Here is a 25636-nt window from a genome sequence, read left to right on the forward strand (position 1 = left end):
CGGCAAGCGATACTTCGCGAGTTGACCAAGCCCGATGTTCCGGAACTCGGGCCTTGGTTTTTTTACGGCTTCAGCCACGGGAAGACCCCTTCTCACTTTGGATTGAGCAACCGCAGCACGTCGCCGGCACGCTCGTCGAGCGCGACTCGTCCCGTCGGCCTCAGTCGAAAACCGGCCGTGTGTATTGGAGGAAGAGTTATAGGCGCGCGGTCTGCGCGATAGCGTTATTTTGTCGCGTCGTTGTTATACTGTCCAATATCTATCTCGTCTTTCTGAAATAGCTTTAACAGATATCGCATGGAACTGCGCCATATTCGTTATTTTCTGGCCGTAGCCGAAGAGCTAAACGTGACGCGCGCGGCGGAGCGGCTTGGCATCGGGCAGCCGCCGCTCAGTCAGCAGATTCACGCTCTAGAAGACGAAATGGGCGTGCGTCTGTTCCGTCGCACGGGGCACGGCGTGGTGCTGACCGAGGCCGGAGAAGCATTTGCGGCCGATGCCAGACGCATCCTGAACGACACGCGCATTGCCGTGGAAAACGCGCAAAGCGCGGGACGCGGTGAAATGGGGCAACTCAACATCGGTTTCACGGGTTCCGCGGCGTTCAATCCCGTTGTGTCGCAACTGATTCGCGCGTATCGGCAGGCGTTTCCTAACGTTACGCTTACGTTGGCCGAAGGCAACACCGCCCAATTGCTGGCTTATCTCGATGCAGGCACCGTCGATGTCGCGTTCGTGCGGCTCGGCAGCCAGTCGCCCGTGGGCGTCGAGTTTCACCACATCGCGGTAGAGCCCATGCGTGTGGTGCTGCCCGTTACGCATCGGCTGGCGAAGAAAAAGAAGATCGCATTGTCAGCGCTAGCCGAAGATCCCTTCGTCATGCTGCCGCGCGTGGCGAGTCCGACGCTGCACGATGTGATCGTCGGCGCATGCAGGGAGGCCGGTTTCGAGCCCGTTGCAGGCCAGCAGGCGCCGCAGCTTTCGTCGGTCGTGAACCTCGTCGCAGCCGAGTTCGGCGTGTCGCTCGTGCCGGCTTCCGTGTGCCAGATACAGGTCGAAGGCGTCGTGTATGCCGACATGACCGGCAAAGCCGTATCGATCAGGCTTGCGTTGGCATCGCGGATTGAAGCCACGCAAGCCAAGACCGCGAACTTTCTCGATATGGCACTGGGTTTTGCTCAGGTTTAGAGTGGCCGCTTCCGCGTGAGCGAAGCCGCTCATTCGGCCTGAGCGTCGTGCAAATCGCCGAACAAATCCGACGTCGCACCGCTCGATGGCTGCAACGACTGCAACGCGCCGCTCCTGACCTGTTCGAGCACTTGCGGCGAGAGCCACCGCTCTTCCATTGCGGCGATGCCGCTTTCGATCATCTGCTGCAGAAAAAACGACTGCTTGCGCCCAGTCGCTTCCGCCAGTATGCGTAATCTTTGTTCGATCGCGGGCTCGACACGAACCGCGACGACCTTCAACTTGTTTTCGGCGGACCTTCTCAACCTTGACTCCCAATGCATGTCCCGCGTCGATAACGGACGCGTGCGTGGCTCGGCTTTTATCACAAAGAGGCGGCGCATCGCAATGCTTCTTTGCTGCGGCCTTCGCAAACATGCCTGCGCGCGGCTTGAATCGCACGCTTATTCACGCATTCACCGCTACACGCATTCACCGCATCACGCATTCACCGCGAGCTTCATCGTACCTTCTCTTGCGAGAAACGCGCGCACGAGTTGATGCGCCTGATCCTTGTGCGCGGATTGCCACGATGCGGCGAGCATCTCGGTATCGAACATGCGTGACAGCGTGTACGCGTTCGATTTGTGAAAATACGCGAGACTCACCAGCGTGACATAGAGATGCAACGGGTCGATGCCGCGTCTTAACGTCCCTGCCGTCTCGCCACGACGGATCAGCGTGCGCAGCATGTCGAGCACCGGCGACGACATTGCGGGAATGACCTTCGAACGCTTCATGTAGCGCGCGCGATTCAGGTTCTCCCATGAAAGCAGACACAGCAACTCGGGGTGTGCCGCGAAATGGCCTTCGGTGAAGTCATAAAGTTGCAAAATGCCCGCAGCGGGATCGACGGTTTGCGCGTCGAGCGTGACAGCTAATTCGGCTTCGCGAAGGCGCGCGAGTACATGCTCCAGGACTTCGACATAAAGCGCTTCCTTGCCGCCGAAGTAGTGATAGATCATGCGGATGTTGACCTTCGAACGGCTCGCGATGGTCTCTACGCGCGCACCGGAAAAGCCCTTGTCCGCGAACTCGCGAATCGCGATCCTGAAGATGCGCTCCTTCGTCTTCGCCGCGAGCTGCGTGCGGCGTGTGGGCGCGGCATCTTCTTTCGAGGCGCTTTTCAGCTTGGGCGGGGCCATGAGTCGTGTCGTTGATAAGGACATGTCGATGTTACCCGCCTTTAACGTCTGAACGGCAGCGTGAGCGCGGGCGGTGCGGTCTGTCTGCCGATGAGCCCCGCCACCGCGATCAACGCAAGCAAATACGGCAACATGATGAGCAACGCGGTGGGCACGTGCAGGCCGAACATCGGGAGCTGAAACTGCATGGCCGTGGCGGCACCGAACAAGAGACACGCGAGCGCCGTGCGGCCGATCTTCCAGTTGCCGAAGATGATGGCGGCAATTGCCAGATAACCCGTACCGTTGGTCATATTCTCCGTGAACGTGTGTATGTCGCCGATGGAGATGAAGCAGCCCGCTGCCGCCGACATCACGCCCGAGTACACCACCGCGCCATAACGAATGCGCGTGACAGGCAGCCCCGATTGATCGACGGCGCGTGGCGCGACGCCTGTCGCATGCAGCGCAATGCCGAGCGCGGTGCGGCGCATGATGACTGACGTTGCGATCAAGCCGGCAAACCCTGCATACAGCAGCCACACCTGACCGAACACCGGCTCGCCGATCAACGGCAATTTGCCGAGCACGGGCGGCGACCAGTGCGCGAGGCCGGGAATGACCGCGCTGGAACGTTCGCCGAAAACTGCCCGGTATGCGAGCGTCGTGCCACCAAGCGCGAGAATGTTGATGCCGATGCCCGTCACGATCTGATTCGCGCGCAAGGTCACGCTCAGAAACGCCTGCAGCAAGGCAAGCGGAATCACGCCGAGCATGCCGCATAAAAGCCCGAGCGATGGATGCCCCGTCAGCCAGGAAAACACCGCGCCGAGAAACGCGCCCGTCAGCATCATGCCTTCGACGCTCATGTTCAACACGCCTGCGCGTTCGCTGATGAGTTCGCCAGTCGAAGCAAGCAACATGGGCGCGGCCAGGCGAATGGATGCGCCGGCAAAGACCGCGAGAAGTTCGAGGTTCATCGCGAAGTTTCTCCTTTATCGAGCCACATTGCGCCGCCTGCCAAAGCGATCGTGACGATGCCCTGCACGATCAACACGAGCGCCGAAGGCACTTGCGCGACCATCTCCATGTTGATGCCAACCGAGCGCAAGAAGCCGAAGATCAAGGCCGCCGCGAACACGCCGGTGATCGAACCACGCGCGAGCAAACCGACGACGAGGCCATCGAAACCGTAGCCAGACGAGAAGCCCGCCTTCAGCGAGTATTGATCGCCTTGCAGCATCAACGCGCCGGCGAGTCCGCTGAACGCGCCTGCGATCGCAAGCGCGCCGACGAGCGATGACGTAATCGGCAAGCCCGCGCGCTTGGCGGCAACGGCGTTGAGCCCCGCTGCGCGCAACGACAGGCCGAAGCGCGTGCGCGCGAGCATCACGGCCGATGCAACAGCCAGCACGAGCGTCACCGGCAAGCCGATATTCAGGTTCATGCCGCTTGCCATGAAGATGGCCGGCAGCTTGGTTACATCGGGAATTTCCAGCGATTCAGGCAAGGTCGCGCCGCTCGTCATTGGTTGACGCAACAGTGCATCGCTTTGCACGCACCAGTAAAGCAGCCACACGGCGATGAACGAAAGCAGCAGCGTACTGATGACTTCGTTGGTACCGGCTTTAGCTTTCAGCACGCCGGGCACGCCGCCCCATACCGCACCCGCGGCGGCCGCCGTGAGCATCGGCACGATGAAGGCGAGGCCGAAAGGCAAGTGCGCGCATCCGCCGTAGAGGCTCATCGCCGTGGCAACTATGCCGCCTATCGCCAGTTGCCCTTCTCCGCCCACGTTGGTCAGCTTCGCGCGGTTTGCGATGACAAAGCCCGTGCCGACGAGCGCGAACGCGAGGCTGCGATTGACGGAGGCCCCGATTGCATAGGGCGAGCCCCACGCGCCATCTGCGAACGCGGCGAGCGCATCGGCAATGGATACGCCCATCACCGCGATCAAGCCGAGCGCCGCGAGCATTGCAAAGAGCACGGCCGCCGCGATCACGAACGCAACGCGTAATTGCGGCGCATGGCGCGCGCCGGACGTTGCCGCGAAGGGCCGATGCAGCTTCATGTTGACGTTCATGCGTTATCTCCCGAGCCCGCCATCCATGCGCCGATACGACCGCGATTGCTCGCATCGGGCGTACAAGTGCCCATGATGCGACCGCGATACAGCACGACGATGCGATCGGCGACGCTCATCAGTTCGTCGAGTTCAGAGGAAATGAGCAGCACGCCCACGCCGCGATCGCGCGCCGCGCGAATATGCGCATAGACGGCGGCCACCGCGCCGACATCGAGCCCGCGCGTGGGCTGCGCCGCAAGCAGGAACAGCAAAGGGTCGAGCGTGAGTTCGCGTGCAAGAACGGCTTTCTGCTGATTGCCGCCGGAGAGTCCGCCGAACAACGCATCGGGGCCGCTTGCACGCACGTCGAAACGTTGCATGAGTTCGAGCGCGGCATCGCGCATGGCGCGGCGGCGCAGAAAGCCACCGCGCGTATAGCGGTCGAGATGATTGAGCAAGAGGTTGTCGGTGAGACTCATGCCGGTGACGCAGCCTACCGCGTGACGATCTTCCGGCACGATACCGACGCCCGCTTTCGTGAGTTCGCGCGGGCTGGCGTTGGTCATGTCGCGGCCAGCGATAAAGAAGCGCCCCGACGATGCGCTCAGCATGCCTGCGAGCACCGCGCCGAGTTCGCTTTGACCGTTGCCCTCCACGCCCGCGATACCGACGATCTCGCCCCGATTCACGACGAGCGTGCAGTCCGCGAGACGCGTGACGCCTTCCGCGTCGCGAGCGCTCAGGCCGTCGAGTTGCAGTACTTCGTCATCGAGCGGTCGCGAGTACGGCGAGCCGCTTTGCACGAGTGACAGACGCGTCGCGAGATCGTCGGCGGCATCGCTGTCTTCGCGATGGATCATCGCGTGCACGAGCCGGTCGATATCCCTCGATGGATTCGACGAACGCGCGACCACGCGTCCGGATTGCAGCACGGTCGCATGTGTCGCAATGCGGCCGATTTCCTTGAGCTTGTGCGTCACGAGCACTACCGCGCAACCGCGTTTTGCCACGCGTTCGCACGTGTCGAGCAACGCATCGATCTCGGCGGGCAAGAGCACGGCGGTGGGTTCATCGAGCAGCAGAAGACGCGGCTCGCGCATCAGGCATTTGACGATCTCGACGCGTTGACGTTCGCCGACGGACAAGTCCGCGATCTTCGCGTCGAGCGCAAGATCGAGACCGACGCTCGCCAACACGTCTTGCACGCGCGTGGCTTCCGCTGGCCGGTCGAGCCAGCCGCGCGCCTGACCGAGCAGCAGGTTGTCGAGCACGGTGGCATCGTCGACGAGACTGAAATGCTGATGCACCATCGCGATACCGTTCGCGAGCGCTTCACGCGGATTGCGCGGCCGATACGGCGCGCCGTTGACGCGCATGGCACCCGCGTCCGGCTGATGCACACCGAAGATCACATTGCACAGCGTCGACTTGCCCGCGCCGTTCTCGCCGAGCAAACAATGCACGTCGCCGGGACACAGGTCGAGCGAGACGTCGTCGAGCGCCGTGAACGCGCCGAAGCGTTTGCCGATTCCCTGCAGCGAGAGAATGGGCGAACTATCGGCGGATGGGGAAGCCAGCGTGCTCATCCTTCAGAAACCTTGATCTTGCCGCTCTGGATATCGTCTTCGATCTGCTTGATCTTGGCGTCCATGGCGGGCGTGGATTTGCAGATCACCATGCCGGATGCTTTCGGCCCCATTGCAAGGCCGAACGCTTTATAGCCCGGCTGCCATTGCCCCTTCTCCAGTTGCTCGATGGCGTACTGCGCCTGATAGCCCACGCCGGTGATGCTGTATGCGATGTAAAGCGGATCGCTTCCGCAACGGTCCGTATAGCTGCCGATGATGTGCGTGTCTTTTTCCTTCGCCGCTTGTTCGAGCCCGCGCAAGCCGAGATTCAGGATGTGATAGTGCACGTCCGCGCCCTGCGCGATGGCCGCTGCCGTCGCTTCGCGCGCCTTCGCCACGTTGTCGAAGTCGCCGGTATAAGCCTCGAAGTACTTGACCTTCGGATTGATATAGCGCGCACCGTTGCCGAATTCCTTGCCCGCATTCACGATCGACGGAATTTCCATGCCGCCCACATAACTCACCGCGCCGTTCTTCGACAGCATGGCTGCGGCCGCGCCCGCGACATAAGCGATCTCGGCCTGCTTCACGTCATAGCCCGCGACATTCGGCGGCATGTTCTCGCCCTTGTTGCCGCCGACGATGGAGAACTTCACATTGGGAAAGCGCTTCGCGACCTTGAGTACCGCAGCCTGCGTCTGACCGCCGATACCGATCACGAGCTGATTCTTCGTCGCGAGATTCGTGAGCGCCTGCTCCATGTCCGCGTAGTTGATGTTCTCGATGATCTGCGTCTTCAGCTTCGGGCCGAACTCCTTTTGCGCGGCCGCGACGCCTTCATACCCCGACTCCATCCAGCCCTTGTCGGATTTCGAACCGGGGATCAGGACGCCCACGCGCATCGCTTCATCGGCCGCGTGCGCAGGGCGGATAAAGAACGCCGGCACGCCGAGCGCAACTACGCCGGCAATGGCCACGACGCGTTTCATCAGGATGGAAGGCTGTTGCGAACGGAACATCACTGGCACTCCTTTTGCGTTGAGTTTCGGTAAGTAGGTTATTCATGAGCGAAATGCACATTGCAACTTCAATGCCATGCTCAACCCGCGCGTGAATGACGAATACTTCGCGCCAGTCGCGTTCGGTGTCATCGGCGACCTGCGGCAACATCCTCAACTCTTTACGATGGAGAACACGATGGACCACGCCCCGAACCCCGCCACGTCAGGCGCTGGCTTGCTCGGCGCATTCGCGCAGACGCGCTGGCAAGCGACGGAAACGCTCGTCGATATGGCCGTGCCAACGCCCGTTCCGCGCCTCGCGACACTCGATGCTGAGCCGCAGAAAGTGCGCTTCGACATCGAGAAAACAGCGCTCGTGATCATCGACATGCAGAACGACTTCTGCACCAAAGGCGGGTGGGTCGACCATATCGGGGGCGATTACGGTGCGGACCGTGCACCAATAGCGCCATTGCAGCGCCTGCTGCCGATCGCGCGAGAAAGCGGCGTGCCGGTGATTTGGGTGAATTGGGGCAATAGGCCCGATCTCGCCAACATGCCGCCTAATCAACTGCATCTGTATAAGCCGAAGGGAACGGGCATCGGGCTTGGCGAGGCCTTGCCTGAACATGGCGCACATGTCCTTGAAAAAGATTCGTGGGCAGCCGCCGTGGTCGATGAACTGAAGATCGAACCGCAAGACATCTGCGTGGACAAGTACCGCATCAGCGGCTTCTGGGACACGCCGCTCGACAGCATTCTGCGTAATCTCGGTACACGTACCGTGTTTTTCGCGGGCGTGAACACGGACCAATGCGTGATGCACACACTCACCGATGCCAATTTTCTCGGCTACGGTTGCGTGATGCTCACCGATTGTTGCGCGACTTCATCGCCCGACTTCTGCACGGAAGCGAGTATCTGGAACGTGAAGAAATGCTATGGCTTCGTCGCGGATTCGTTGCAATTCGCCGACGCATTGAACAGCGCGGCCGCATGAACGCTTTCGTTCCCGGTCCGCGTATTCGCGTGAATGCAACCGGCAGCGGCGCGCTCGATGGCTTGCGTTTTGCGGTGAAGGATTTGATCGATATCGCGGGCGTGACGACGGGCGGTGGCAATCCCGATTGGTTTGCCACGCACGATGCCGCGCAATGTCATGCGCCGTGCGTGGCGAAGCTGTTAGCGGCGGGCGCATCCGTGGATGGCAAGACCATCACCGATGAACTCGCCTACAGCCTCGAAGGCGCGAACGAACACTATGGCACGCCGCTCAATCCGCGTTGGCCGCATGCGTTGCCGGGTGGATCGTCGAGCGGATCGGCATCGGCGGTTGCGAGCGGCAGTGTCGATTTCGCACTCGGCACCGACACCGGCGGCTCGGTGCGTGTGCCTGCCGCGTTCTGCGGACTCTGGGGCATACGGCCAACGCACGACGCGGTATCGCTCGATGGCGTGCTGCCGTTTGCATCATGCTTCGACACGGTCGGATGGTTCGCGCGCTCGGGTGATGTGCTTGCGCGCGTTGCCGACGTGCTCCTCGATGAGGTCGCTTCCCACGATGCTCCCACGCGTCTCGTGCGCTGCAAGGAAGCATTCGACGCGCACGGTTCCGCGCGTCTGCGCGAATTTGCACCCGCATCCGCCGAGATCGAACTCTTCGCGGGCGAGGGCTCGGACTGGCTGCATGTCTATCAGCAGTTGCAGGACGACGCGATACGTGCGTCTCTTGGTTCATGGATCGACACGCATACGCCGCGCTTCGGAGCGAACATCGCGCCACGCTTCGCGCGGCTCAAGTCGATCGACGACGCGGAGGTGAATCGGTGCCACGCTTTACGTGAGGAATATGCGGCACGTATTGCGCATATCGTCGCCGATGCCTGGATTGTGCTGCCAACTACGCCCGTCTCGCTTTTGCGCCAGAATGAAACGTCGGAGCGTATCGGCGCGTTCTATCGCGATGCCTTGACCTTCAACGCCATCGCGGCATTTGCCGGACTGCCGCAAGTGACCATACCCATTGCGAACGAATCGACCGGCCCGCTCGCGTTGTCCTTGATCGGTCCGCGTAACAGCGACCGTGCCTTGATTGCGCGGGCGCGAAGTCTGTTTTCCAAAATCGAATGAGGTAGACGACCTTGTCTACTCATCATCGCTTTCAACATCGAATGAGAACCATGAACATGCCACCGGAAATCGATGGAACGCTCGACGCTTATGCCGACGCCGCACTTCGGCTGCACTTCCCTCATCTAACGGATGACACCGCCGCGCGTGTCAAGGCGCAATTCGCGCGCATCGCGCAACTTGCGGCACCGGTACTCGCCTATCCCGTCGATGCCCAGGACGAACCTGCGCCGGTGTATCGCCCATGACCATCAACGACGCATTCCCTGCTGGCGCAGTTGCCATTGCACGCGCCTATGCCGAAGGTGCATTCAGTGCGCGCGAATTGATCGAAACAACGCTCGCTCGCATCGACACGTTTAACGCGCAGATCAACGCCTTCACCACGATCACGCGCGAACGCGCACTCGATGAAGCCACTGCCCTCGATGCAAGGCGCGCGAGCGGCGCTGCTTTGCCACCGCTCGCAGGCGTTCCCTTTGCGGCGAAGAACCTGTTCGACATCGCGGGCGTCACGACGATCGCGGGATCGCGCGTGCTCGCCAATGCCGCGCCCGCCGCTGCGGATGCAACGATCGTTGCACGACTCACCAATCATGGCGCAATCATGGTCGGCGCGCTCAACATGGACGAGTTCGCCTACGGTTTCACCACCGAGAACAGTCACGCGGGACCGTGCCGCAATCCGCACGACCTGAAACGCTCGGCGGGTGGATCGTCGGGCGGCAGCGCCGCGGCGGTCGCGGCGGGCTTCGTGCCGCTCACTCTCGGAAGCGATACGAATGGGTCAGTGCGCGTGCCTGCCTCGCTGTGCGGCGTGTTCGGCGTGAAGCCGACCTATGGACGCTTGTCGCGGCGCGGAACGTATCCGTTCGTCGCGAGTCTGGATCATATGGGCGCATTCGCGCGCAGTGTCGAAGACCTCGGCGCTGTCTATGAGGCGCTACAGTTTGCCGATCCACTCGATATGGCTTGCGCGCAGCGTGAATTCGAACCCGCGCGTGCGATGAGCGGAACCTTGCGCGTTGCACGTCTGACGGGCTATTTCGACGACTACGCAAACGACGATGCGCGCAACGCATCGCTCACTGCGTTGGCCGCGCTCGATGCGACGGATACCGTCGAGTATCCGGATGCCGATGCGGCGCGTGGTGCAGCGTTTCTCATCACCGCTGCCGAGGGCGGCCAATTGCATATGAAGGACCTTCGCGCGCACTACGACGAGCGTGAGCCTTTGTCGCGCGACCGCTTGATCGCTGGTGCGTTGCTGCCTGCCGCATGGTTCATTCAGGCGCAACGCGTCCGCGCTTCGTTGCGGCGACGCGTGCTGGAACTCTTCGAGCGCTACGAAGTCTTGATCGCGCCAGCGACGCCAGTCGTGGCGCCGCGCATCGGCGACGAGTTCATGGAGGTCCGCGGTGAGCGAATGGCAGTGCGAGCCAGCCTCGGCATGTTGACGCAACCCATCTCGTGCCTTGGGTTGCCCGTTGTGACCGCGCCTATGCGAACGGAAGCCGGCTTGCCGATGGGAGTTCAGTTGATTGCCGCGCCGTGGCGCGAAGACCTGGCATTCGAAGCCGCCCGGCGTCTGGAGCAAGCTGGCGTAGCGGGTTGTGCGACACCGCGTTTTGCCGAGGAGAAAGCGTGAACGAGATCAATCGACCGGATGTTCTCGAGGAAGTGAATGCGGTGTTCGACGCGTATGAACGGGCCCTGACTAGCAATGACGTCGCGATGCTGGATGACCTGTTTTTTAATTCGTCGCTAACGGTGCGCTATGGGGCGACGGAAAATCTCTACGGCTACGACGCCATACGCGAGTTTCGTGCAGCACGGTCCGGGACAGGTTTAGCGCGCGAGGTGACGGCACGAATGGTGACGACCTATGGAGATTCGATGGCCGTTGCAAATATCGAATTCCGGAGGGAAGGCGACGCGCGTATAGGCCGACAAAGTCAGACGTGGATACGCTTCGAGGATGGATGGAAGGTCGTCAGCGCGCATGTCAGCTGGATGACCTAAACGCGACCGCGAGCGGCGATCCTCATGCAGACGGATCGCCGCGACGCCAGGCATCATCACTCGTATCCGGGACCTGTGCGCGCTTGCCGCATCGTCAACGCGCCCTCTTGTCTGCGCCGATAGCCCGAATCCCGCGAAGCCAGCCAGTAATAAAGCGGCGAAGTCAGCAGCAGGCCAATGACCCACGACAGATCCGCGCCATCGAGATACTTCGGCACGGGACCGGCGTACATCGGCGTATTCATGAACGGAATCTGCACGATGATGCCGATTGCGTAAGCGATCAAAGCCTGCGGATTGAAGCGCCCATAAATGCCGCCATCGGCTTCGAAGATCGATTGAATATCGTACTTCCCTTTATGGATGACATAGAAGTCGATCAGGTTGATCGCGGTCCAGGGCACGAGCACCACGAGCAAGGCAAGCACCAGATCGACGAGATTTCCCACGAAGTTGGTCGATGCGCCAATCGCTCCATAGCAGCAGGCAAGCAGAATCGCGACTGAAAGCACGGCGCGCGCTTTGGCCGTGGGAATCCAGCGATAAGCAAACGTCTGCAACGAAGTAATCGTGGCGAGCACCGCGCCATAGAGATTGAGCGCGTTATGACTGATCACGCTAAGCAGAAACAAGACGAGCATGGGCAAGCCGAGGGGGCCGGTCGCAGTCTTGACGGCGTCCATGGTATCGGCGCCGGGCGCGACGGCAAGCGCGGCGACCGCACCGAAGGCAAACGCAAGCGAGGAGCCAATGGTGCAGCCCAGATACGTCGCCCAAAACGTCGACGCTACACGCACATTGCTCGGCAAATAGCGCGAGTAGTCGGAAACATAAGGTGCAAACGCAATCTGCCATAGCGCGGACAAGGAAACGGTAGCCAGCCAGCCCGCGAAATTGAAGCCGCCGCGCGTGAAGAAATCGGCCGTCGCGATATGCGTGAAGATGTATGCAAAGCCCACGAAGATACCGATGCCCAGCACCCACGTACCGATTCGGTTGAGTATATGAATGAATCGATAGCCAATGATCCCGATCAACCCCGAGCCCACCGCACCGATGACGATCCCGACTGGCACCGATATCGATGTTTCGATGCCATGCAACGACTTGCCCGCGAGCACGATATTCGATGCAAAGAAGCCCACGTACATCACGCCCGCAATCACCGTAACGAGCAACGCGCCCCATGATCCGAACTGCGCGCGGCTCTGAATCATCTGCGGGATACCCATCTGTGGCCCTTGCGCCGAATGCAGCGCCATCAACACGCCGCCCACTGCCTGACCGACGATGATCGCGACGATTCCCCACAGCAAGTTCAAATGGAATATCTGCACGCCAAGCGCGCCCGTCACGATAGGCAATGGCGCAATGTTTCCGCCGAACCAGAGCGTGAATAGATCGCGCACCTTGCCATGCCGATCCTCCGGCGGCACATAGCCGATCGTATGCTTCTCGATGAACGATGAAGTGTTGCTATCCGACGTATTCAAAGTCGTCTCCTTTATTGATTTTGCGCATGCGCGAGTCGATTTGAAAGACCATGCGCACCGCGGAGCCCGTCGAAAGTCTTGGGGCTCTCGAACGCGCCATGGCGCGTGTCAGGAAGCGGTTGCTAGATAATCCGCAAGACGCGCGAGCATGGCGTCGCAGGCGTCGAGTTGCTCGACGCTCACGAACTCGTCGGGCTTGTGCCCTTGATCCATGCTTCCCGGTCCGCACACCACGGTTGGGATGCCCGCTTGATTGAAGAGTCCGCCTTCGGTGCCGAACGCTACCGTGCCAAACTCGTTCGAGCCACTAAGAAGCGTCAGCAGGCGCGCTGCTTCGCTGTCTGGTGGTGTGGCCAAGCCCGGATAGGCGCTCAAGGATTCGAAGCGAATGTCCGTGTCCGCTTTCACCGCGCGCATCTTCGGAAGTAATTCGGCTTCGGCAAAGCTTTGCAATTCATCCGCCACCTCATGCGCGTCGAAGCCGGGAAGCGCACGCACTTCGAAATCGAATTCGCATTCCGCCGGCACGATATTGAGCGCACGCCCACCTTTGATGACGCCTGCTTGCACGGTCGAATAGGGTGGATCGAAGAGTGCATCATGGTGCTCGGGCTGTGCCAGCTGCTCGCCAATATCATCCAGCTTGCCGATAAGACGTGCTGCATACGCTATGGCGTTCACGCCGTAGGGTGCGTAAGCCGAGTGACAAGCCGCGCCCTTCACCTGGCAGCGCATGGCGAGCTTGCCTTTATGACCGAGCACGGGCTTCAGTTCGGTAGGCTCTCCGATCAGGCACAAAACGGGCTTCTGTGGGCGCCTTGCCAGTTGCTCCAACATGGGCCGCACCCCAAGGCAACCGACTTCCTCGTCGTAAGAGAAGGCAAGGTGTACGGGCATGACTAGCGATTTCTTAAGAAACGTGGGCACCGACGCCAGCACCGAGGCGATAAAACCCTTCATATCCGCCGTGCCACGGCCATATAAGCGCCCTTCCTTCTCGGTAAGCCGAAAGGGATCGAGCGTCCAGGCTTGGCCATCGACGGGCACGACATCGGTATGACCGGATAGCACGATGCCGCCCCTGTCACGCGGACCGATCGTCGCAAACAGATTCGCCTTCGTTCGCTCGGCGTTATAAAACAGTTCGCTCTCGACGCCGAGATTCGCAAGGGTGTCGCGAACGAACTCGATGAGTTCCAGGTTCGAATCACGGCTGACGGTTGCAAAGCCGATCAGCCGTTCGAGCACGTCGCGGCTCGACATCTCACTCATTGCCCGGCACCCCATAGCTAGGCGCCGCTGTCGGGTTCAGCGCACGGGTCACGTAGTCCTGCATTTGCGGCCGGTAAGCCTGCCACAGACCATCGAGCTGGCCGATGGGGTCGGCGTCGGCCCAATCGACGCGCAGATCGACGATAGGCCAACTCAGATCGCTTACGATCTTGAGCGCCGCGGAATGCACCGGCCCGGCTTCGCCGCCTGCGGTCATCGCCGCCCGCATCGCTGCGAGCAAACGATCCGCCAGCATGCCTTTGGTGTTTTCGAACGCGGGAATCATGGCTTCGATCACGCCGAGGCTCGCAAGCATGTTGCCTGCGGCGACGCATTGATCTCCAGCCACCGCGTGATGCAGGCCAAGCGCTTCCTTGCCGCTAAAAAACGCGGTGCGGCCATGAGCGTCGATGACCGTTACTTGCCGATATTCGCTGTACGCGTTCGCATCAAGCGCACGGTCGAGCGCCGCCTGAGGATCGAGTTGCGCAGTGTCGATGAGGTCGAGAATCTGCGGCCCAAGTGCGGGCAAAGTCACGTTTTGCGTGGCCACCGCGCCCACGCCGCCGCGTGCCCACGGACATCGCGCGCCCACGGCGATACTCGACGAACTGATTGCAATGCCAAGCTGGCCGGTTTCCTGGCAACGTCCGATCACGGAGAATGTCATGCAAGGCTCCTCGACTTAGGCGGGCTTCCAGCCTTCAGGAATGACTGCGATCACATCGATTTCCATCAGCCATTCCGGCTGTCCCAACGCGCTCACCACCAGCCCCGTCGAAATGGGAAACACGCCCTTGAGCCACTTGCCGACTTCCTGATACACCGGCTCGCGATAACGCGGATCGATCAGATACGTGGTCGTCTTGACGATATGGCTCATGTCGCTGCCCGCCTCTTCGAGCAACTGCTTGAGATTCTTCATCGCCTGCTCGGCTTGCGCGCGTGCATCGCCGAGACCCACCAGATTGCCTTCGAAATCCGTTCCCACCTGACCACGCACATAGACCGTGTTGCCGGCGCGCACGGCCTGGCAAAGATCGTTATCGAGCGTCTGGTTCGGGTACGTATCCTTCGTGTTGAACATGCGGATACGCGTATGCGTGGGTTGGCTCATCGATGCACCTCGAAGCTGAGAATGATTGAATAGTGAATGCGGCGTCTTGGGCGATCGTCAGTTCACGCCCATCTCGCTGACCTTGTGCACGCGCGGATCGCTGAAAGTCGCGGCTTGGCCGGCATGACGGCGCGACGCATCGTGATACGCGAGATACTTGCGCTGCGTGACGATATGATCGGCAATATGTTTTGCATCGTGCCAGACGCCCCAGATGAAAGCGGAGCCGCGCCGCGAAAGCCAGGGCAAGCCAAGGAAATAAACGCCGGGCTCCTTGGAAACGCCTCGCTGATGCTTGGGCTTGCCTTTATCGTCGAAGGCGTTGACATCGAGCCAGCTGAAATCGACGGCGTAGCCGGTTGCCCAGATGATCGAACTCACGCCAGCATCGGCAAGGTTCAGTTCGAGAACAGGTTGCTTCATGCATTCCGGATCGGACGGAATGATGCGTGCCTCGGGCTCGTCCGGCAGATCGATACCATTGCGCGCCACATACGCGTCTGCGGCGCTCAGCAAAGACAAGTAGTTGTCGTCGCCGTTGTTGATGTTGGTCGCGAGGTCTGGCTGAAACGTTGCAATGCCATTCTCAAATGACTTCGTGAGACCGACGAGGTTCATGCCCTGATGCGCGAGACGGCGGAAATCGACTGTTTGCCCGCCACGCGCGCCACTCACTGCAATCGTGACGTGCTCCTTGCCCGGCCGCATGACTTCCGCATCCCATTCGCCTAGCACGCCCAGCCACCAGCAAAAATCACGGCCACGATACGCGCGCGGCGGACGGTCATGCGGGCCGACCGACAAATACACCTTCCTACCGGCGCGCATCAGTTCATCCGCAATCTGCACGCCCGACGATCCCGCGCCGACCACGAGCACCGCGCCTTCCGGCAATTGCTCAGGATTCCGATAATCAGCCGAATGAAGCTGCGTAAGACGCTTGTCCCTCGGGGCGATAGCCGGGATGACCGGCTTCTGGAACGGACCAGTAGCGACGACCACGCGGCTCGCTTCGATCACGCCTTCCGATGTTTCGACGGTGAAGCCTTGCCGCCCGACATTGCGAACCACCTTCTTGACTTCGACGCCCGTGCGAATGGGTGCATCGAACTTTTCGGCGTAGGTGACGAAGTAATCAGCGACCTGATCTTTATTGGCAAAGCCATCGGGATCGACTTCATCGAACTCGAGATTGGGGAAACGATCGTGCCACGCCGGACCGTTCGCCACGAGCGAGTCCCAACGTCCCGTGCGCCAGCGTTCCGCAATGCGGTCGCGTTCAAGAACGAGGTGCGGCACGCCGAGCTTGCTCAGATGCTCGCTCATCGCCACGCCGGCCTGACCGGCGCCAACGACGAGCGTGTCGATTGAGGTTATTTCCACTGTCATGGCTATGTCCTTCGATATGGCTTTACTTCGCGGATGTGTCCGGCGAAGTCAGCGTCCTTGAGATACGTGCAGTCGTGCGTGGCTGGCGTGCTGCCAATGAAGCCCAAATTTACGCTTGAGCGCAGAATTCTAAAAATATATTTAAAAAATGCTTAGCATCGGTTTTGGCTATGCAATCCTTTTTGGCGAAGCCACAATTCGGCCGATCAACCGTTTAGAGGCGGAGCGTTTCCGATGGAAAACCACCCTTTGCGCTACTCGCTTCGGCAATTGCGCTACTTCGTCGTGACGGCGGAAGTGCTGTCTTTTACAGCCGCCGCGCGGCGCCTGCACATATCGCAGCCGTCGATCTCGACCGCGCTCGCGGACCTCGAAATATCGTTTGGCGTGCAGCTTTTCATACGGCATCACGCGGCGGGATTGTCGCTTACGCAAGCAGGCCGAGACCTTCTGGGGCAAGCGCGCAACCTGCTAAAAATAGCCGAAGAATTGCAAATGGCCGCTAAGGAAATGGATGGCGGCATGACGGGCTCGATCGCGCTCGGCTGCCTCGTTTCACTTGCGCCGCCGCTCATGCCGGGGCTCATAAGCCGCTTTACCGGCGAGCATGCAGGGATCTCCTTTAAGACCGTCGAGGCGCATCAGGATGGCCTGCTAAGAGGCTTGCACGACGGCTCGCTCGATATTGCGCTGACCTATAGCCTGGATTTGACCGAGGACATCGCGTTTACGCCACTGCTTTCTCTGCCGCCTTATGTCATCTTGCCGAAGACGCACCGGCTAGCCCGCGCGCGCAAGGTCTCATTAGCGGATCTCGAAGCGGAGCCTTACGTGATGCTGGATTTACCGCATAGTCGCGAGTATTTCGCGGCCCTTTTCGATGCCGTCGGCAACCGGCCGGTTCCCGCATTTCGGTCGTCGCAGCCTGAAGTCGTGCGCGGCATGGTGGCTAACGGCTTAGGCTATAGCATCCTCAATTTTCCGCTCAAATCGAATCGCACCGTAGATGGTGAAGACTTCGTGATTAAGCGTTTCAAGGACAACGTCAATGCAACGACGCTAGGCATTGCGCAATCGCGCACCATGAAGCCGCGCCAAGTGGTGCAACGCTTCGCATCGTTTTGTGAGAACTATATCCGGCGGCTGCATCTAGACGCCTAAGAAACGCCAAAGCCAGGAACGCTACATAGGCAAAAGCTCTGCTTTGTATCCGAAAACAATATTTTGGCTGGTAATTTGGCTTGATAAATTCGTTGCCATGCGAGCGCAATGCCTTGCCGACTCTACGCTGGCGCGCTTATAAGGAAATAGATTCAAGGAGTCTTTCATGACCAGCCAGGCAAGAACGATCCCGATCACGGCACTCGTCGACGAGTTGCGCGCCGGTTGCGAACGATCGTTCAACGACGCGCATGCCATGCCGCCTGGCGTCTACACCTCCGCCGATTTTTTGTCGCTCGAAGAGCGCGACATCTTCGAACGCGAATGGCAATGCGTTGGCCGCGCAAGCGCCTTGAAGATGCCGGGCGACTACCTGACGGCGCGCATTGGCGCACAGCCCATCGTGGTGTTGCGCGATGAGCAGATGCAACTGAAGGCGATGTCCAACGTCTGCCTGCATCGCATGTCGGTTCTGCTCGAAGGGCGCGGCAACGTGCGCAGGATCGTGTGTCCATATCATGCATGGAATTATTCGCTGGATGGGGCGTTGCAGGGCGCACCCCTGATGGACCGTCAAGAAGGCTTCTGCAAGGAAAGCTATAAGTTGCCCGCCGTGCGGTGTGAAGAATGGCAAGGCTGGATCTATGTAACGCTCGACGATCAAGCGCGGCCGGTCAGTGAACAGCTTGCCGATTTGAGCGGGCTCATCGATGCCTACGGCATGGAACACTACATCGAAACTTTCTATGAAGAGCACGTGTGGGACACCAACTGGAAGATCCTCGCTGAAAACTTCATGGAGAGCTATCACCTGCCCATGCTGCATCGCGCGACAGTAGGACCGCATTCACGTCTTGAAGAGATGGAATGCCCACCCGGCTTTCCCGCATTCAATTACCACTGGATCACGAAGGAAGCGTCTCTGCCCATTGGTAACGCGCATCCGGACAACACGCGGCTTACGGGACACTGGCGCAAGACCACGGCGCTGCTGGCGATCTATCCGACGCATCTCGTCACGCTCACACCTGGCTACTTCTGGTATCTCGTGCTGCAACCGCAAGGCGTTGGCCGCGTGCATATTCGTTTCGGCGGCGGTCTTGCGCCCGAGTTCATCGCCGACCCAGAAGCGAATGCGCATATGGCCTCGCTCAAGACCTTGCTCGATGAAGTCAACGCGGAAGACAAGCGCGGCGTCGAAGCGGTTTTTCGTGGCGTACGTGCGCCGCTTGCAAAGCCCGGTCATCTCAGCCATCTCGAACGGCCCAACTATGACTTCGCGCGCTATCTCGCCAGCAAGGTTGGCGCGCATTGAACATCACTGCAAACGGACAGGACCGAACGATGCCTGACGCTTCCTTCATCTCGTTCACGGGCGTGAGCAAGTCTTATGACGGCGTGCATTATGTCGTCGAAGACTTGAATCTCGACGTGCGCAAGGGAGAATTCCTGTCGCTGCTCGGGCCATCGGGCTCAGGCAAAACGACCACGCTCATGATGCTCGCGGGATTTGAATCTCCCACGCAAGGCGAGATTCGTCTCGATGGCAAACGTCTCGACGACAAGCCGCCGCATCTGCGCGATATCGGCATGGTGTTTCAGAACTACGCGCTGTTTCCGCATCTGACGATTGCAGAGAACGTCGCGTTCCCGCTTTCCGTGCGCCACGTAAGCCGCGCCGATCAGAAGGCGCGTGTCAAGCGCGCGCTCGAAATGATCGAACTGCCGCATCTCGCGAACCGGCGTCCTTCGCAGCTTTCCGGTGGGCAGCAACAGCGCGTGGCGCTCGCGCGCGCACTCGTCTTCGAACCGAGCGTCGTGCTCATGGACGAACCGCTCGGCGCACTCGACAAGCGTCTGCGCGAAACCATGCAATACGAGATCATGCGGCTGCATCGCGAGTTGTCGCTCACCATTGTCTATGTCACGCACGATCAGGCCGAAGCGCTGACCATGTCGGACCGCGTCGCCGTATTTTCCGATGGCCGTATTCAGCAAGCCGCCACGCCCGGCGAACTCTATGAGAACGCGCAGAACGCTTTCGTCGCGAACTTCGTGGGCGAGAACAACGGCCTCATTGGCCGCGTGGCCAGTACGAGCGACGAATGGGCGACCCTGGCCCTCGCGGACGGCAACATCATTCGTGGACGATGCGAACCCGGCCTCACCGAAGGCGACGAAGCCATGCTCGCGCTGCGCCCCGAACGCGCCCACATTCCGAGCGCGGAAGGTTCGCATGTCGACGAACACAGCAACGTGGTGCGCGCCCGAGTCGAAGAACTCGTGTATTGCGGCGATCATCATCGCGTGCACCTGAAGCTCGGCACGCGCGACAACCTCGTGGTCAAGCTGCCGAACACTCAGCGTCACGCCTTGCCCGCGGATGGCAGCACGGTCGATGTCGCCTGGCGCCACGACGACTGCAAGATACTTGCGATGAGCGCGTCCAGAAGCGTGTCCACACCTCTTTCTTCCACACCGTCGTCAACTTCAATCACCACGCCCGCTACAGCAGGAGCCAACTGACATGCGCACTTTTATCAAAACTCAATGCGCGGCACTCGCGTTATGCGCGTTTTCCAGCATCACCGTTCAGGCTGCAGAGACACTTTCGGTCGTGACGTTCGGCGGCGCTTATGAAGCCGCTGCGAAGAAGGCTTATTTCGAGCCCTTTACGCAAGCCACGGGCGTTGGCTTCTCGACGGAATCGTATGATGGCGGCTTGGCCAAGCTCTCCGCGATGGAACAGGCGAAGAACACGACGTGGGACCTGATCGACCTCGAAACCAACGACGCGATCACCGCTTGCGACGAAGGTCTTCTCATGAAGTTCGACAAGAAGACGCTCGGCAAGACGAGCGACTTCATTCCCGGCTCCATCCTCGATTGCGCAGTGGCGAGCATGGTGTGGTCCACCGTCTACGCCTACGATGCGAGCAAGTTGAAGACCGCGCCGACCAGCGTCAACGACTTCTTCGACTTGCAGAAGTTTCCCGGCAAGCGCGGCCTGCGCAAGTCGCCAAAGGTGACGATGGAATGGGCGTTGATCGCCGACGGCGTCGATCCCAAGGATGTCTATAAGGTGCTTGGCACGCCAGCTGGCGTGGATCGCGCATTCAAGAAGCTCGACACCATCAAGAAGAACATCGTGTGGTGGGAGTCGGGTGCGCAGGCGCCGCAGTTGCTCGCCGACGGCGCAGTGGCGATGACACAGGTCTATAACGGCCGTATCGACGATGCAGCGAAGAAGGACAACAAGCCCTTCAAGGCCGTGTGGGACGCGCAGGTGTACGACTTCGAATGGTGGGGCATTCCGACGGGCGCGAAGAACGCAAACACGGCGGCCAAGTTCATCATCTCGGCATCGCAGCCGAAGGCGTATGCGGATCTTACGAAGTACATCGCTTATGCGCCGCCGCGCAAGGACGCTATAGAACTGGTGGACAAGCAGCGTCTTGCCGACCTGCCGACCTCGCCTGCCAACTTCAAGCGCGCTGTGCAGATCAACGCGAATTTCTGGGCCGACAATGCCGATCAGATCAACAAGCGCTTTCAGGTGTGGCTGACGCAGTAAGACAGCAAGGTATCGACGCTGTCCGCTTCACGCGAAACATGATCCGAAGAGAGCCCGACTTGACCGCGACCACCAACATGTCCGTATCCGCAAAGGCCGCGCCATCGGGCTCTCCTAGAAGCGCCGACGGCCACGCGTCTTATCAGAAGGCGCGTCGCCGTGCATCGTTGCAAGCGCTGTTGCTTGCGTTGCCGTTGATCGTGTTTCTGTTGTCCACCTTTATCGCGCCGATTGCGCTACTGCTCGCGCGCAGCGTGCAGAATCGCGAAGTCCCCGACAGCATGCCCGCCCTCACGCGCGCGCTCGATGCGTGGGACGGCCACGGCGTGCCCGACGAACGCACCTTCGCATTGCTGGCCGCCGGCCTCAAGGAAGCCCAGCAAAGCGGCCAGCTCGGCACCGTGGCGCGCCGTCTGAACTTCGCGCAAGCGGAGTTTCGCAGCCTGTTGATGCGTACCGCGCGCAGCCTGCCCGCCGATGAACCACCCGCATGGAAACCCGCGCTCATCGAAACCGACGAGCGCTGGAACTCACCGGAAATCTGGCGCTTGCTCAAACGCGCCGCGGCATCGCCCACGCCCGACTATCTGCTCGCAGCGGTCGATGCGCAAGTGACACCGCAAGGCAAGATAGCGTCCATGCCGGCCGATTCATCGGTGTTTCGCGAGGCGTTCGTGCGTACCATCTCCATCAGCGCAACCGTCACGCTCATGTGTCTCGTGCTCGGTTACCCCGTTGCGTGGTTGCTCGCCAATCTGCCCGCTAAGAGCAGCAACCGTCTCATGCTGTTTGTGATCGTGCCGTTCTGGACCTCGCTTCTCGTGCGCACGACCGCCTGGTATGTGCTGCTGCAACCGGGCGGCGTCATCAACAGCCTGCTCATGGGGCTGGGCCTTGCGTCGCATCCCGTGCCACTCATCTTCAATCGCGCGGGCGTGCTGATCGGCATGACGCACGTGCTGCTGCCTTATATGATCCTCGCCATCTTCTCGGTGATGAAAAGCGTATCGCCCGTTTATATGCGTGCAGCGAAGTCGCTGGGCGCGCATCCGTTCACTGCGTTCATGCGGGTCTATGTGCCGCAGACTCTGCCGGGCGTGGGCGCAGGATGCTTCCTCGTGTTCGTGCTCGCGCTCGGCTACTACATCACGCCTGCGCTACTCGGCGGCGCGGGCGATGAAATGATCAGCCAGCTCATCGCCATTCAGACCAACACGCAGCTCAACTGGGGACTCGCGGGCGCGCTGTCGGCGTACCTCGTGATCTTCACGGCGGTCTTCTATTTCCTCTTCAACCGCATAGTCGGCATCGACCGGCTGCGTTTCGGTTGAACGACACGGACTCGACGACATGCAAGATCAACGCAATACCGTGCTGACCGAACGCGTGGCGAATCGCTGGGTGCGCGTGCATACGGCGATCGTCCTGTTCTTTCTGATCGCGCCCATACTCGCGATCATTCCGCTCTCGTTCAATTCGGGTTCGTACTTTTCATATCCGATGCAGGGCTTTTCAATGCGCTGGTACGAGCAGGCGTTGACGAGCGCGGACTGGCAGCGCTCGCTATTGAACAGCATCGGCATTGGCGCGGCGTCGACGTTGATCGCGACCTGTCTCGGCACGCTGGCCGCGCTGGGCCTGAGCCGCGCGCAATTTCCGTGGCGCTCGCTCATCATGCCCATCATCATTTCACCGATGATCGTACCCATCGTCGTCGTGGCTGCGGGCTTCTATCTAATCTTCGCGCCGCTCGGTCTCGTCAACTCGTATCCGGGTGTCGTGCTCGCGCATGCGGCGCTTGGTACGCCATTCGTGGTCATCACCGTGACGGCTTCGCTGCTGTCGTTCGATCAGAGCCTGCTGCGTGCGGCGTCCGGTCTTGGCGCGGCGCCATGGATCACGTTCAGGCGTGTGACGTTACCGCTGATCATGCCTGCAGTCGCCACAGGCAGCGTGTTTGCCTTTGCCACTTCATTCGATGAAGTCATCGTGATTCTATTCATCGGCGGGCCGGATCAGAAGACCGTACCGCGTCAGATGTGGAGCGGCATCCGCGATTCGATCGACCCTTCCATACTCGCGGTCGCGACCATGCTGATCGTCTTCGCCGTGCTGCTTTTTGCGAGCATCAATTGGCTGCGCGGACGTGCGGCGACGGCCAGTCAGGCGCTCGGCTGATCAGACACACAATAAGCGGCGCGGGCCATTCGGACCGCGCCGCTCACAACGCTTTACATCAAGACTTATCGTCTCCTTCCGGCTCGATCTCCGTCAGATCGTCCGGGTCTACTTCCGCTTCGCGGACAGTCGTTCCTTCGTCGTCGGTTTCCGATACATCCGTGGTGAGCGCATCGTCCGTGCCGGATTCGACTTCGTCGTCGCTTTTCGGATCATCGGTCATGGGGGTTTCGGCGGGCGTGTTCATCTTGTTGCTCCTGATAGTTGCGTTTAAGTGATCGGATGGATAAACAGACGAATCACATCCGGACGCACAGATCAGGCGTGGATTCGATGCGCGATGTCGAACCATGAAGCGCACTTCTTTCTCGCAGCAATCGTAGTGCCGCATGTCGGCCGGAGCGCTCGCGCAATGTATACACGCGCGAAGGCACACGCGTTGCTGACCTGTATCGACGCCAACGATTGGCGCAAGAGACTCTTAGGCTTCCGATACATGGCACGGAGAACGCAATGAACAAGGATCAGAAAGAAGGCATCAAGGAACAAATAAAGGGCTGGACCGACACGGCCATCGGCACACTCACCGGCAACGAAGATCGCAAGCTGAAGGGTGACGTCGAGATAACGAACGGTGCGAATCAAAAGGACTACGGTGACCAGAAGGACAATATGGAAAAGGGCATCGAAGATCCCGGCGAGCCAACCAACAAGTAAGGCTTCGTCGACAGTTCACTCTCAAGGACAAGGATACTTCCAATGAAAGCGCTTACCTGGCACGGCAAGAAGGACATTCGCTACGACACGGTACCGGACCCGCAGATCGAACATCCGCGCGACGCGATCATCAAGGTGTCGAGTTGCGCCATCTGCGGCTCGGACCTGCATCTGTTCGATGGATTCATGCCGGGCATGGAATCCGGCGACATCATGGGCCACGAGTTCATGGGCGAAGTGGTCGAAGTCGGCGCCGAAAACGCTGCGCTCAAGGTCGGCGACCGCATAGTCGTACCGTTCACCATCTTTTGCGGCGAATGCGATCAATGCAAGCGCGGCAATTTCTCCGTGTGCGAGCGCAGTAATCGCAACAAGAGCACGGCCGACAAGGTTTTCGGACACACCACGGCGGGTCTCTTTGGCTACACGCATTTGACGGGCGGCTATGCCGGCGGCCAGGCCGAGTACGTACGCATACCTTTCGCCGATAAAACGCACGTGAAGATTCCCGATGGCCTTTCAGACGAACAAGTGCTTTTCCTCGGCGACATCTTCCCGACAGGCTGGCAAGCGGCGATCAACTGCGATATCGAGCCAACGGACACCGTGGCGATCTGGGGCGCGGGACCGGTGGGACAAATGGCGATTCGCAGCGCGTTTCTGCTTGGTGCAAAGCATGTCGTCGTAATCGACTGCGTGCCTGAACGCCTTGCAATGGCGCGCGTCACTGGCGCCACCACCATCAACTTCAAGGAAGAGAGCGTGGTCGAGCGCCTTGCCGACCTCACGCAAGGCAAGGGCCCGGAAAAGTGTATCGATGCTGTTGGCATGGAGTCGCACGCCACGGGCTCGTTCGACTCGCTTTACGATCGCGCCAAGCAGGCGGTCATGCTCGAGTCGGACCGGCCGCACGTGTTGCGCGAGATGATCTACGTGTGCCGTCCCGCAGGCATTCTGTCGGTACCGGGCGTCTATGGCGGACTGATCGACAAGATTCCCTTTGGCGCCTCGATGAACAAGGGCCTCACCTGGCGCATGGGTCAGACGCACGTGGCTCGCTGGACCGACGACCTGCTCAGCCGCATTCAGGAAGGTCAGATCGACCCCTCGTTCGTCATCACGCACCGCGTCTCGCTTGCGGAAGGACCGGAAATGTACAAGACCTTCCGCGACAAGGAGGACGGTTGCATCAAGGTGGTACTCACACCCTGAAGCAAAAAAACGCCGGTCTTCAAAGACCGGCGTTTTTCGATTCCTCGTCACGCACGACGGATTGTGGCGCAACAGGCAGTGGTTCACCATCGACGAAAGCGGTGCCGCATGTCAGTGCAAACTGCAGCGCCGCGTCGCGGCTGGGAAATGCGCCCAACTCGCGCAGTACCGTCTCCTCGCCGTCTTCTTCCAGAATCGATACGCGCGATACGAACAGCTTGCCGCTTCGACCTGCGGACGGCTGTAGCGCTACACCTCGATGATAGAGCGTAAGCATGGTGTCTCCTTCTTTTCCGAGCGTCCGTTCGCAGCGCGCGGCGCCTTATGCGAACGAAGCACGTTCCATGTGCAGCCATTCATATTAGCGCGTCATTAAGCGCGTGCTT

Annotated in this window: 27 protein-coding genes and 1 pseudogene; 14 read left to right on the forward strand and 14 right to left on the reverse strand. The window is 60.2% G+C overall.

All coding sequences use genetic code 11. The features are described 5' to 3' along the window. Positions 1-78: pseudogene (locus tag NCR98_RS26935) on the reverse strand (succinate dehydrogenase, cytochrome b556 subunit); the annotation flags it as partial. Between the two features lie 219 nt (positions 79-297). Between NCR98_RS26935 and NCR98_RS26940 the strand changes: the two are divergent. Then, the gene (locus tag NCR98_RS26940) at positions 298-1188 is read left to right on the forward strand and encodes a LysR family transcriptional regulator (protein ID WP_250527870.1); all 891 of its coding nucleotides are present in this window, start codon (positions 298-300) and stop codon (positions 1186-1188) included. Positions 1189-1217: 29 nt separating this feature from the next. Here the strand turns inward: NCR98_RS26940 and NCR98_RS26945 are convergent, their stop codons facing one another. From NCR98_RS26945 to NCR98_RS26970, 6 genes are all read right to left on the reverse strand, one after another. After that, complete coding sequence (locus NCR98_RS26945) at positions 1218-1493, reverse strand: YlcI/YnfO family protein (protein ID WP_244831042.1); 276 nt, start codon at positions 1491-1493, stop codon at positions 1218-1220. A gap of 174 nt (positions 1494-1667) precedes the next feature. Continuing rightward, positions 1668-2372 (reverse strand): TetR family transcriptional regulator, encoded by a 705-nt coding sequence (locus NCR98_RS26950; RefSeq protein ID WP_250527871.1) that lies wholly within the window; start codon positions 2370-2372, stop codon positions 1668-1670. Between the two features lie 41 nt (positions 2373-2413). After that, positions 2414-3331 (reverse strand): ABC transporter permease, encoded by a 918-nt coding sequence (locus NCR98_RS26955; protein WP_250527872.1) that lies wholly within the window; start codon positions 3329-3331, stop codon positions 2414-2416. Then, positions 3328-4434, reverse strand: coding sequence for an ABC transporter permease (locus NCR98_RS26960; RefSeq protein WP_502799812.1), 1107 nt, complete (start codon positions 4432-4434; stop codon positions 3328-3330). Before NCR98_RS26960 ends, NCR98_RS26955 begins: the two co-directional genes overlap by 4 nt. Further along, positions 4431-6002: an ABC transporter ATP-binding protein gene (locus NCR98_RS26965; protein WP_250527873.1), complete on the reverse strand. Its 1572-nt coding sequence runs from the start codon at positions 6000-6002 to the stop codon at positions 4431-4433. The genes NCR98_RS26960 and NCR98_RS26965 overlap by 4 nt, the downstream gene beginning before the upstream one ends. After that, complete coding sequence (locus NCR98_RS26970) at positions 5999-7006, reverse strand: BMP family protein (RefSeq protein WP_404989399.1); 1008 nt, start codon at positions 7004-7006, stop codon at positions 5999-6001. Before NCR98_RS26970 ends, NCR98_RS26965 begins: the two co-directional genes overlap by 4 nt. A 175-nt stretch (positions 7007-7181) precedes the next feature. Between NCR98_RS26970 and NCR98_RS26975 the strand changes: the two genes are divergently transcribed. Genes NCR98_RS26975 through hpxZ form a run of 5 tightly spaced genes read left to right on the forward strand, consistent with a single transcriptional unit; the run spans position 7182 to position 11137 of the window. After that, positions 7182-7985, forward strand: coding sequence for a cysteine hydrolase family protein (locus NCR98_RS26975; protein WP_250528106.1), 804 nt, complete (start codon positions 7182-7184; stop codon positions 7983-7985). Then, positions 7982-9115, forward strand: coding sequence for an amidase (locus NCR98_RS26980; RefSeq protein WP_250527874.1), 1134 nt, complete (start codon positions 7982-7984; stop codon positions 9113-9115). Before NCR98_RS26975 ends, NCR98_RS26980 begins: the two co-directional genes overlap by 4 nt. A 50-nt stretch (positions 9116-9165) precedes the next feature. After that, the gene (locus NCR98_RS26985; RefSeq protein ID WP_250468374.1) at positions 9166-9363 is read left to right on the forward strand and encodes an AtzG-like protein; all 198 of its coding nucleotides are present in this window, start codon (positions 9166-9168) and stop codon (positions 9361-9363) included. Next, positions 9360-10763, forward strand: coding sequence for an AtzE family amidohydrolase (locus NCR98_RS26990; RefSeq protein ID WP_250527875.1), 1404 nt, complete (start codon positions 9360-9362; stop codon positions 10761-10763). The genes NCR98_RS26985 and NCR98_RS26990 overlap by 4 nt, the downstream gene beginning before the upstream one ends. After that, complete coding sequence (hpxZ, locus tag NCR98_RS26995) at positions 10760-11137, forward strand: oxalurate catabolism protein HpxZ (RefSeq protein WP_250527876.1); 378 nt, start codon at positions 10760-10762, stop codon at positions 11135-11137. Before NCR98_RS26990 ends, hpxZ begins: the two co-directional genes overlap by 4 nt. Positions 11138-11193: 56 nt before the next feature. Here the strand turns inward: hpxZ and NCR98_RS27000 are convergent, their stop codons facing one another. The 5 genes from NCR98_RS27000 to NCR98_RS27020 all read right to left on the reverse strand — a co-directional run bounded on the left by NCR98_RS27000 (position 11194) and on the right by NCR98_RS27020 (position 16408). Further along, complete coding sequence (locus NCR98_RS27000; RefSeq protein ID WP_250468377.1) at positions 11194-12630, reverse strand: purine-cytosine permease family protein; 1437 nt, start codon at positions 12628-12630, stop codon at positions 11194-11196. A gap of 108 nt (positions 12631-12738) precedes the next feature. Continuing rightward, positions 12739-13902 (reverse strand): acetylornithine deacetylase, encoded by a 1164-nt coding sequence (gene argE, locus NCR98_RS27005; RefSeq protein ID WP_250527877.1) that lies wholly within the window; start codon positions 13900-13902, stop codon positions 12739-12741. Continuing rightward, a complete protein-coding gene (locus NCR98_RS27010; protein ID WP_250527878.1) occupies positions 13895-14572 on the reverse strand; it encodes a DUF1028 domain-containing protein in 678 nt (225 codons plus the stop codon). Before NCR98_RS27010 ends, argE begins: the two co-directional genes overlap by 8 nt. A gap of 15 nt (positions 14573-14587) precedes the next feature. Beyond that, positions 14588-15019 (reverse strand): RidA family protein, encoded by a 432-nt coding sequence (locus tag NCR98_RS27015; protein ID WP_244830202.1) that lies wholly within the window; start codon positions 15017-15019, stop codon positions 14588-14590. Positions 15020-15076: 57 nt separating this feature from the next. After that, a complete protein-coding gene (locus NCR98_RS27020) occupies positions 15077-16408 on the reverse strand; it encodes a flavin-containing monooxygenase (protein WP_250527879.1) in 1332 nt (443 codons plus the stop codon). A gap of 234 nt (positions 16409-16642) precedes the next feature. On the opposite strand from NCR98_RS27020, the gene NCR98_RS27025 reads away from it, so the two are divergent. From NCR98_RS27025 to NCR98_RS27050, 6 genes are all read left to right on the forward strand, one after another. Continuing rightward, entirely contained in the window at positions 16643-17569 is a 927-nt protein-coding gene (locus tag NCR98_RS27025; protein WP_250527880.1) for a LysR family transcriptional regulator, read from the forward strand. 166 nt (positions 17570-17735) lie between these two features. Next, entirely contained in the window at positions 17736-18884 is a 1149-nt protein-coding gene (locus tag NCR98_RS27030) for an SRPBCC family protein (RefSeq protein WP_250527881.1), read from the forward strand. A 29-nt stretch (positions 18885-18913) separates the two neighbouring features. Then, a complete protein-coding gene (locus NCR98_RS27035) occupies positions 18914-20095 on the forward strand; it encodes an ABC transporter ATP-binding protein (protein WP_244830198.1) in 1182 nt (393 codons plus the stop codon). Between the two features lies 1 nt (position 20096). Next, a complete protein-coding gene (locus NCR98_RS27040; protein ID WP_244830197.1) occupies positions 20097-21143 on the forward strand; it encodes an ABC transporter substrate-binding protein in 1047 nt (348 codons plus the stop codon). Positions 21144-21220: 77 nt separating this feature from the next. Continuing rightward, the gene (locus tag NCR98_RS27045) at positions 21221-22474 is read left to right on the forward strand and encodes an ABC transporter permease (RefSeq protein ID WP_250527882.1); all 1254 of its coding nucleotides are present in this window, start codon (positions 21221-21223) and stop codon (positions 22472-22474) included. A 19-nt stretch (positions 22475-22493) separates the two neighbouring features. After that, positions 22494-23321, forward strand: a complete 828-nt coding sequence (locus tag NCR98_RS27050) for an ABC transporter permease (protein ID WP_250527883.1) — start codon at positions 22494-22496, stop codon at positions 23319-23321. Between the two features lie 58 nt (positions 23322-23379). On the opposite strand, the gene NCR98_RS27055 is transcribed toward NCR98_RS27050, so the two are convergent. After that, complete coding sequence (locus NCR98_RS27055; protein ID WP_250468384.1) at positions 23380-23568, reverse strand: hypothetical protein; 189 nt, start codon at positions 23566-23568, stop codon at positions 23380-23382. Between the two features lie 266 nt (positions 23569-23834). Between NCR98_RS27055 and NCR98_RS27060 the strand changes: the two genes are divergently transcribed. Together NCR98_RS27060 and NCR98_RS27065 are read left to right on the forward strand one after the other, a co-directional pair. After that, entirely contained in the window at positions 23835-24038 is a 204-nt protein-coding gene (locus NCR98_RS27060; RefSeq protein ID WP_250510684.1) for a CsbD family protein, read from the forward strand. A gap of 42 nt (positions 24039-24080) precedes the next feature. Then, entirely contained in the window at positions 24081-25250 is a 1170-nt protein-coding gene (locus tag NCR98_RS27065) for a zinc-dependent alcohol dehydrogenase (protein ID WP_250468385.1), read from the forward strand. Between the two features lie 19 nt (positions 25251-25269). Here the strand turns inward: NCR98_RS27065 and NCR98_RS27070 are convergent, their stop codons facing one another. Further along, entirely contained in the window at positions 25270-25527 is a 258-nt protein-coding gene (locus tag NCR98_RS27070) for a hypothetical protein (protein WP_250494088.1), read from the reverse strand. Positions 25528-25636: the final 109 nt, after the last annotated feature.

It is taken from the genome of Caballeronia sp. GAWG2-1 (assembly GCF_023631405.1).
In the GTDB taxonomy this organism is placed as follows: Bacteria; Pseudomonadota; Gammaproteobacteria; order Burkholderiales; family Burkholderiaceae; genus Caballeronia.

Bases quoted from the DNA above. Each gene is read 5' to 3' on its own strand.
- NCR98_RS27070 (WP_250494088.1), bottom strand. From the start codon at position 25,527: ATGCTTACGCTCTATCATCGAGGTGTAGCGCTACAGCCGTCCGCAGGT.
- NCR98_RS27055 (WP_250468384.1), bottom strand. From the start codon at position 23,568: ATGAACACGCCCGCCGAAACCCCCATGACCGATGATCCGAAAAGCGAC.
- NCR98_RS27065 (WP_250468385.1), top strand. From the start codon at position 24,081: ATGAAAGCGCTTACCTGGCACGGCAAGAAGGACATTCGCTACGACACG.
- NCR98_RS27020 (WP_250527879.1), bottom strand. From the start codon at position 16,408: ATGACAGTGGAAATAACCTCAATCGACACGCTCGTCGTTGGCGCCGGT.
- NCR98_RS27045 (WP_250527882.1), top strand. From the start codon at position 21,221: ATGTCCGTATCCGCAAAGGCCGCGCCATCGGGCTCTCCTAGAAGCGCC.
- NCR98_RS26965 (WP_250527873.1), bottom strand. From the start codon at position 6,002: ATGAGCACGCTGGCTTCCCCATCCGCCGATAGTTCGCCCATTCTCTCG.
- NCR98_RS26950 (WP_250527871.1), bottom strand. From the start codon at position 2,372: ATGGCCCCGCCCAAGCTGAAAAGCGCCTCGAAAGAAGATGCCGCGCCC.
- NCR98_RS27060 (WP_250510684.1), top strand. From the start codon at position 23,835: ATGAACAAGGATCAGAAAGAAGGCATCAAGGAACAAATAAAGGGCTGG.
- NCR98_RS27050 (WP_250527883.1), top strand. From the start codon at position 22,494: ATGCAAGATCAACGCAATACCGTGCTGACCGAACGCGTGGCGAATCGC.
- NCR98_RS26980 (WP_250527874.1), top strand. From the start codon at position 7,982: ATGAACGCTTTCGTTCCCGGTCCGCGTATTCGCGTGAATGCAACCGGC.
- NCR98_RS27010 (WP_250527878.1), bottom strand. From the start codon at position 14,572: ATGACATTCTCCGTGATCGGACGTTGCCAGGAAACCGGCCAGCTTGGC.
- argE (WP_250527877.1), bottom strand. From the start codon at position 13,902: ATGAGTGAGATGTCGAGCCGCGACGTGCTCGAACGGCTGATCGGCTTT.
- NCR98_RS26955 (WP_250527872.1), bottom strand. From the start codon at position 3,331: ATGAACCTCGAACTTCTCGCGGTCTTTGCCGGCGCATCCATTCGCCTG.
- NCR98_RS27040 (WP_244830197.1), top strand. From the start codon at position 20,097: ATGCGCACTTTTATCAAAACTCAATGCGCGGCACTCGCGTTATGCGCG.
- NCR98_RS26975 (WP_250528106.1), top strand. From the start codon at position 7,182: ATGGACCACGCCCCGAACCCCGCCACGTCAGGCGCTGGCTTGCTCGGC.
- NCR98_RS26960 (WP_502799812.1), bottom strand. From the start codon at position 4,434: ATGAACGTCAACATGAAGCTGCATCGGCCCTTCGCGGCAACGTCCGGC.
- NCR98_RS27030 (WP_250527881.1), top strand. From the start codon at position 17,736: ATGACCAGCCAGGCAAGAACGATCCCGATCACGGCACTCGTCGACGAG.
- NCR98_RS27025 (WP_250527880.1), top strand. From the start codon at position 16,643: ATGGAAAACCACCCTTTGCGCTACTCGCTTCGGCAATTGCGCTACTTC.
- NCR98_RS26940 (WP_250527870.1), top strand. From the start codon at position 298: ATGGAACTGCGCCATATTCGTTATTTTCTGGCCGTAGCCGAAGAGCTA.
- NCR98_RS27035 (WP_244830198.1), top strand. From the start codon at position 18,914: ATGCCTGACGCTTCCTTCATCTCGTTCACGGGCGTGAGCAAGTCTTAT.
- NCR98_RS26985 (WP_250468374.1), top strand. From the start codon at position 9,166: ATGAACATGCCACCGGAAATCGATGGAACGCTCGACGCTTATGCCGAC.
- NCR98_RS26990 (WP_250527875.1), top strand. From the start codon at position 9,360: ATGACCATCAACGACGCATTCCCTGCTGGCGCAGTTGCCATTGCACGC.
- NCR98_RS27015 (WP_244830202.1), bottom strand. From the start codon at position 15,019: ATGAGCCAACCCACGCATACGCGTATCCGCATGTTCAACACGAAGGAT.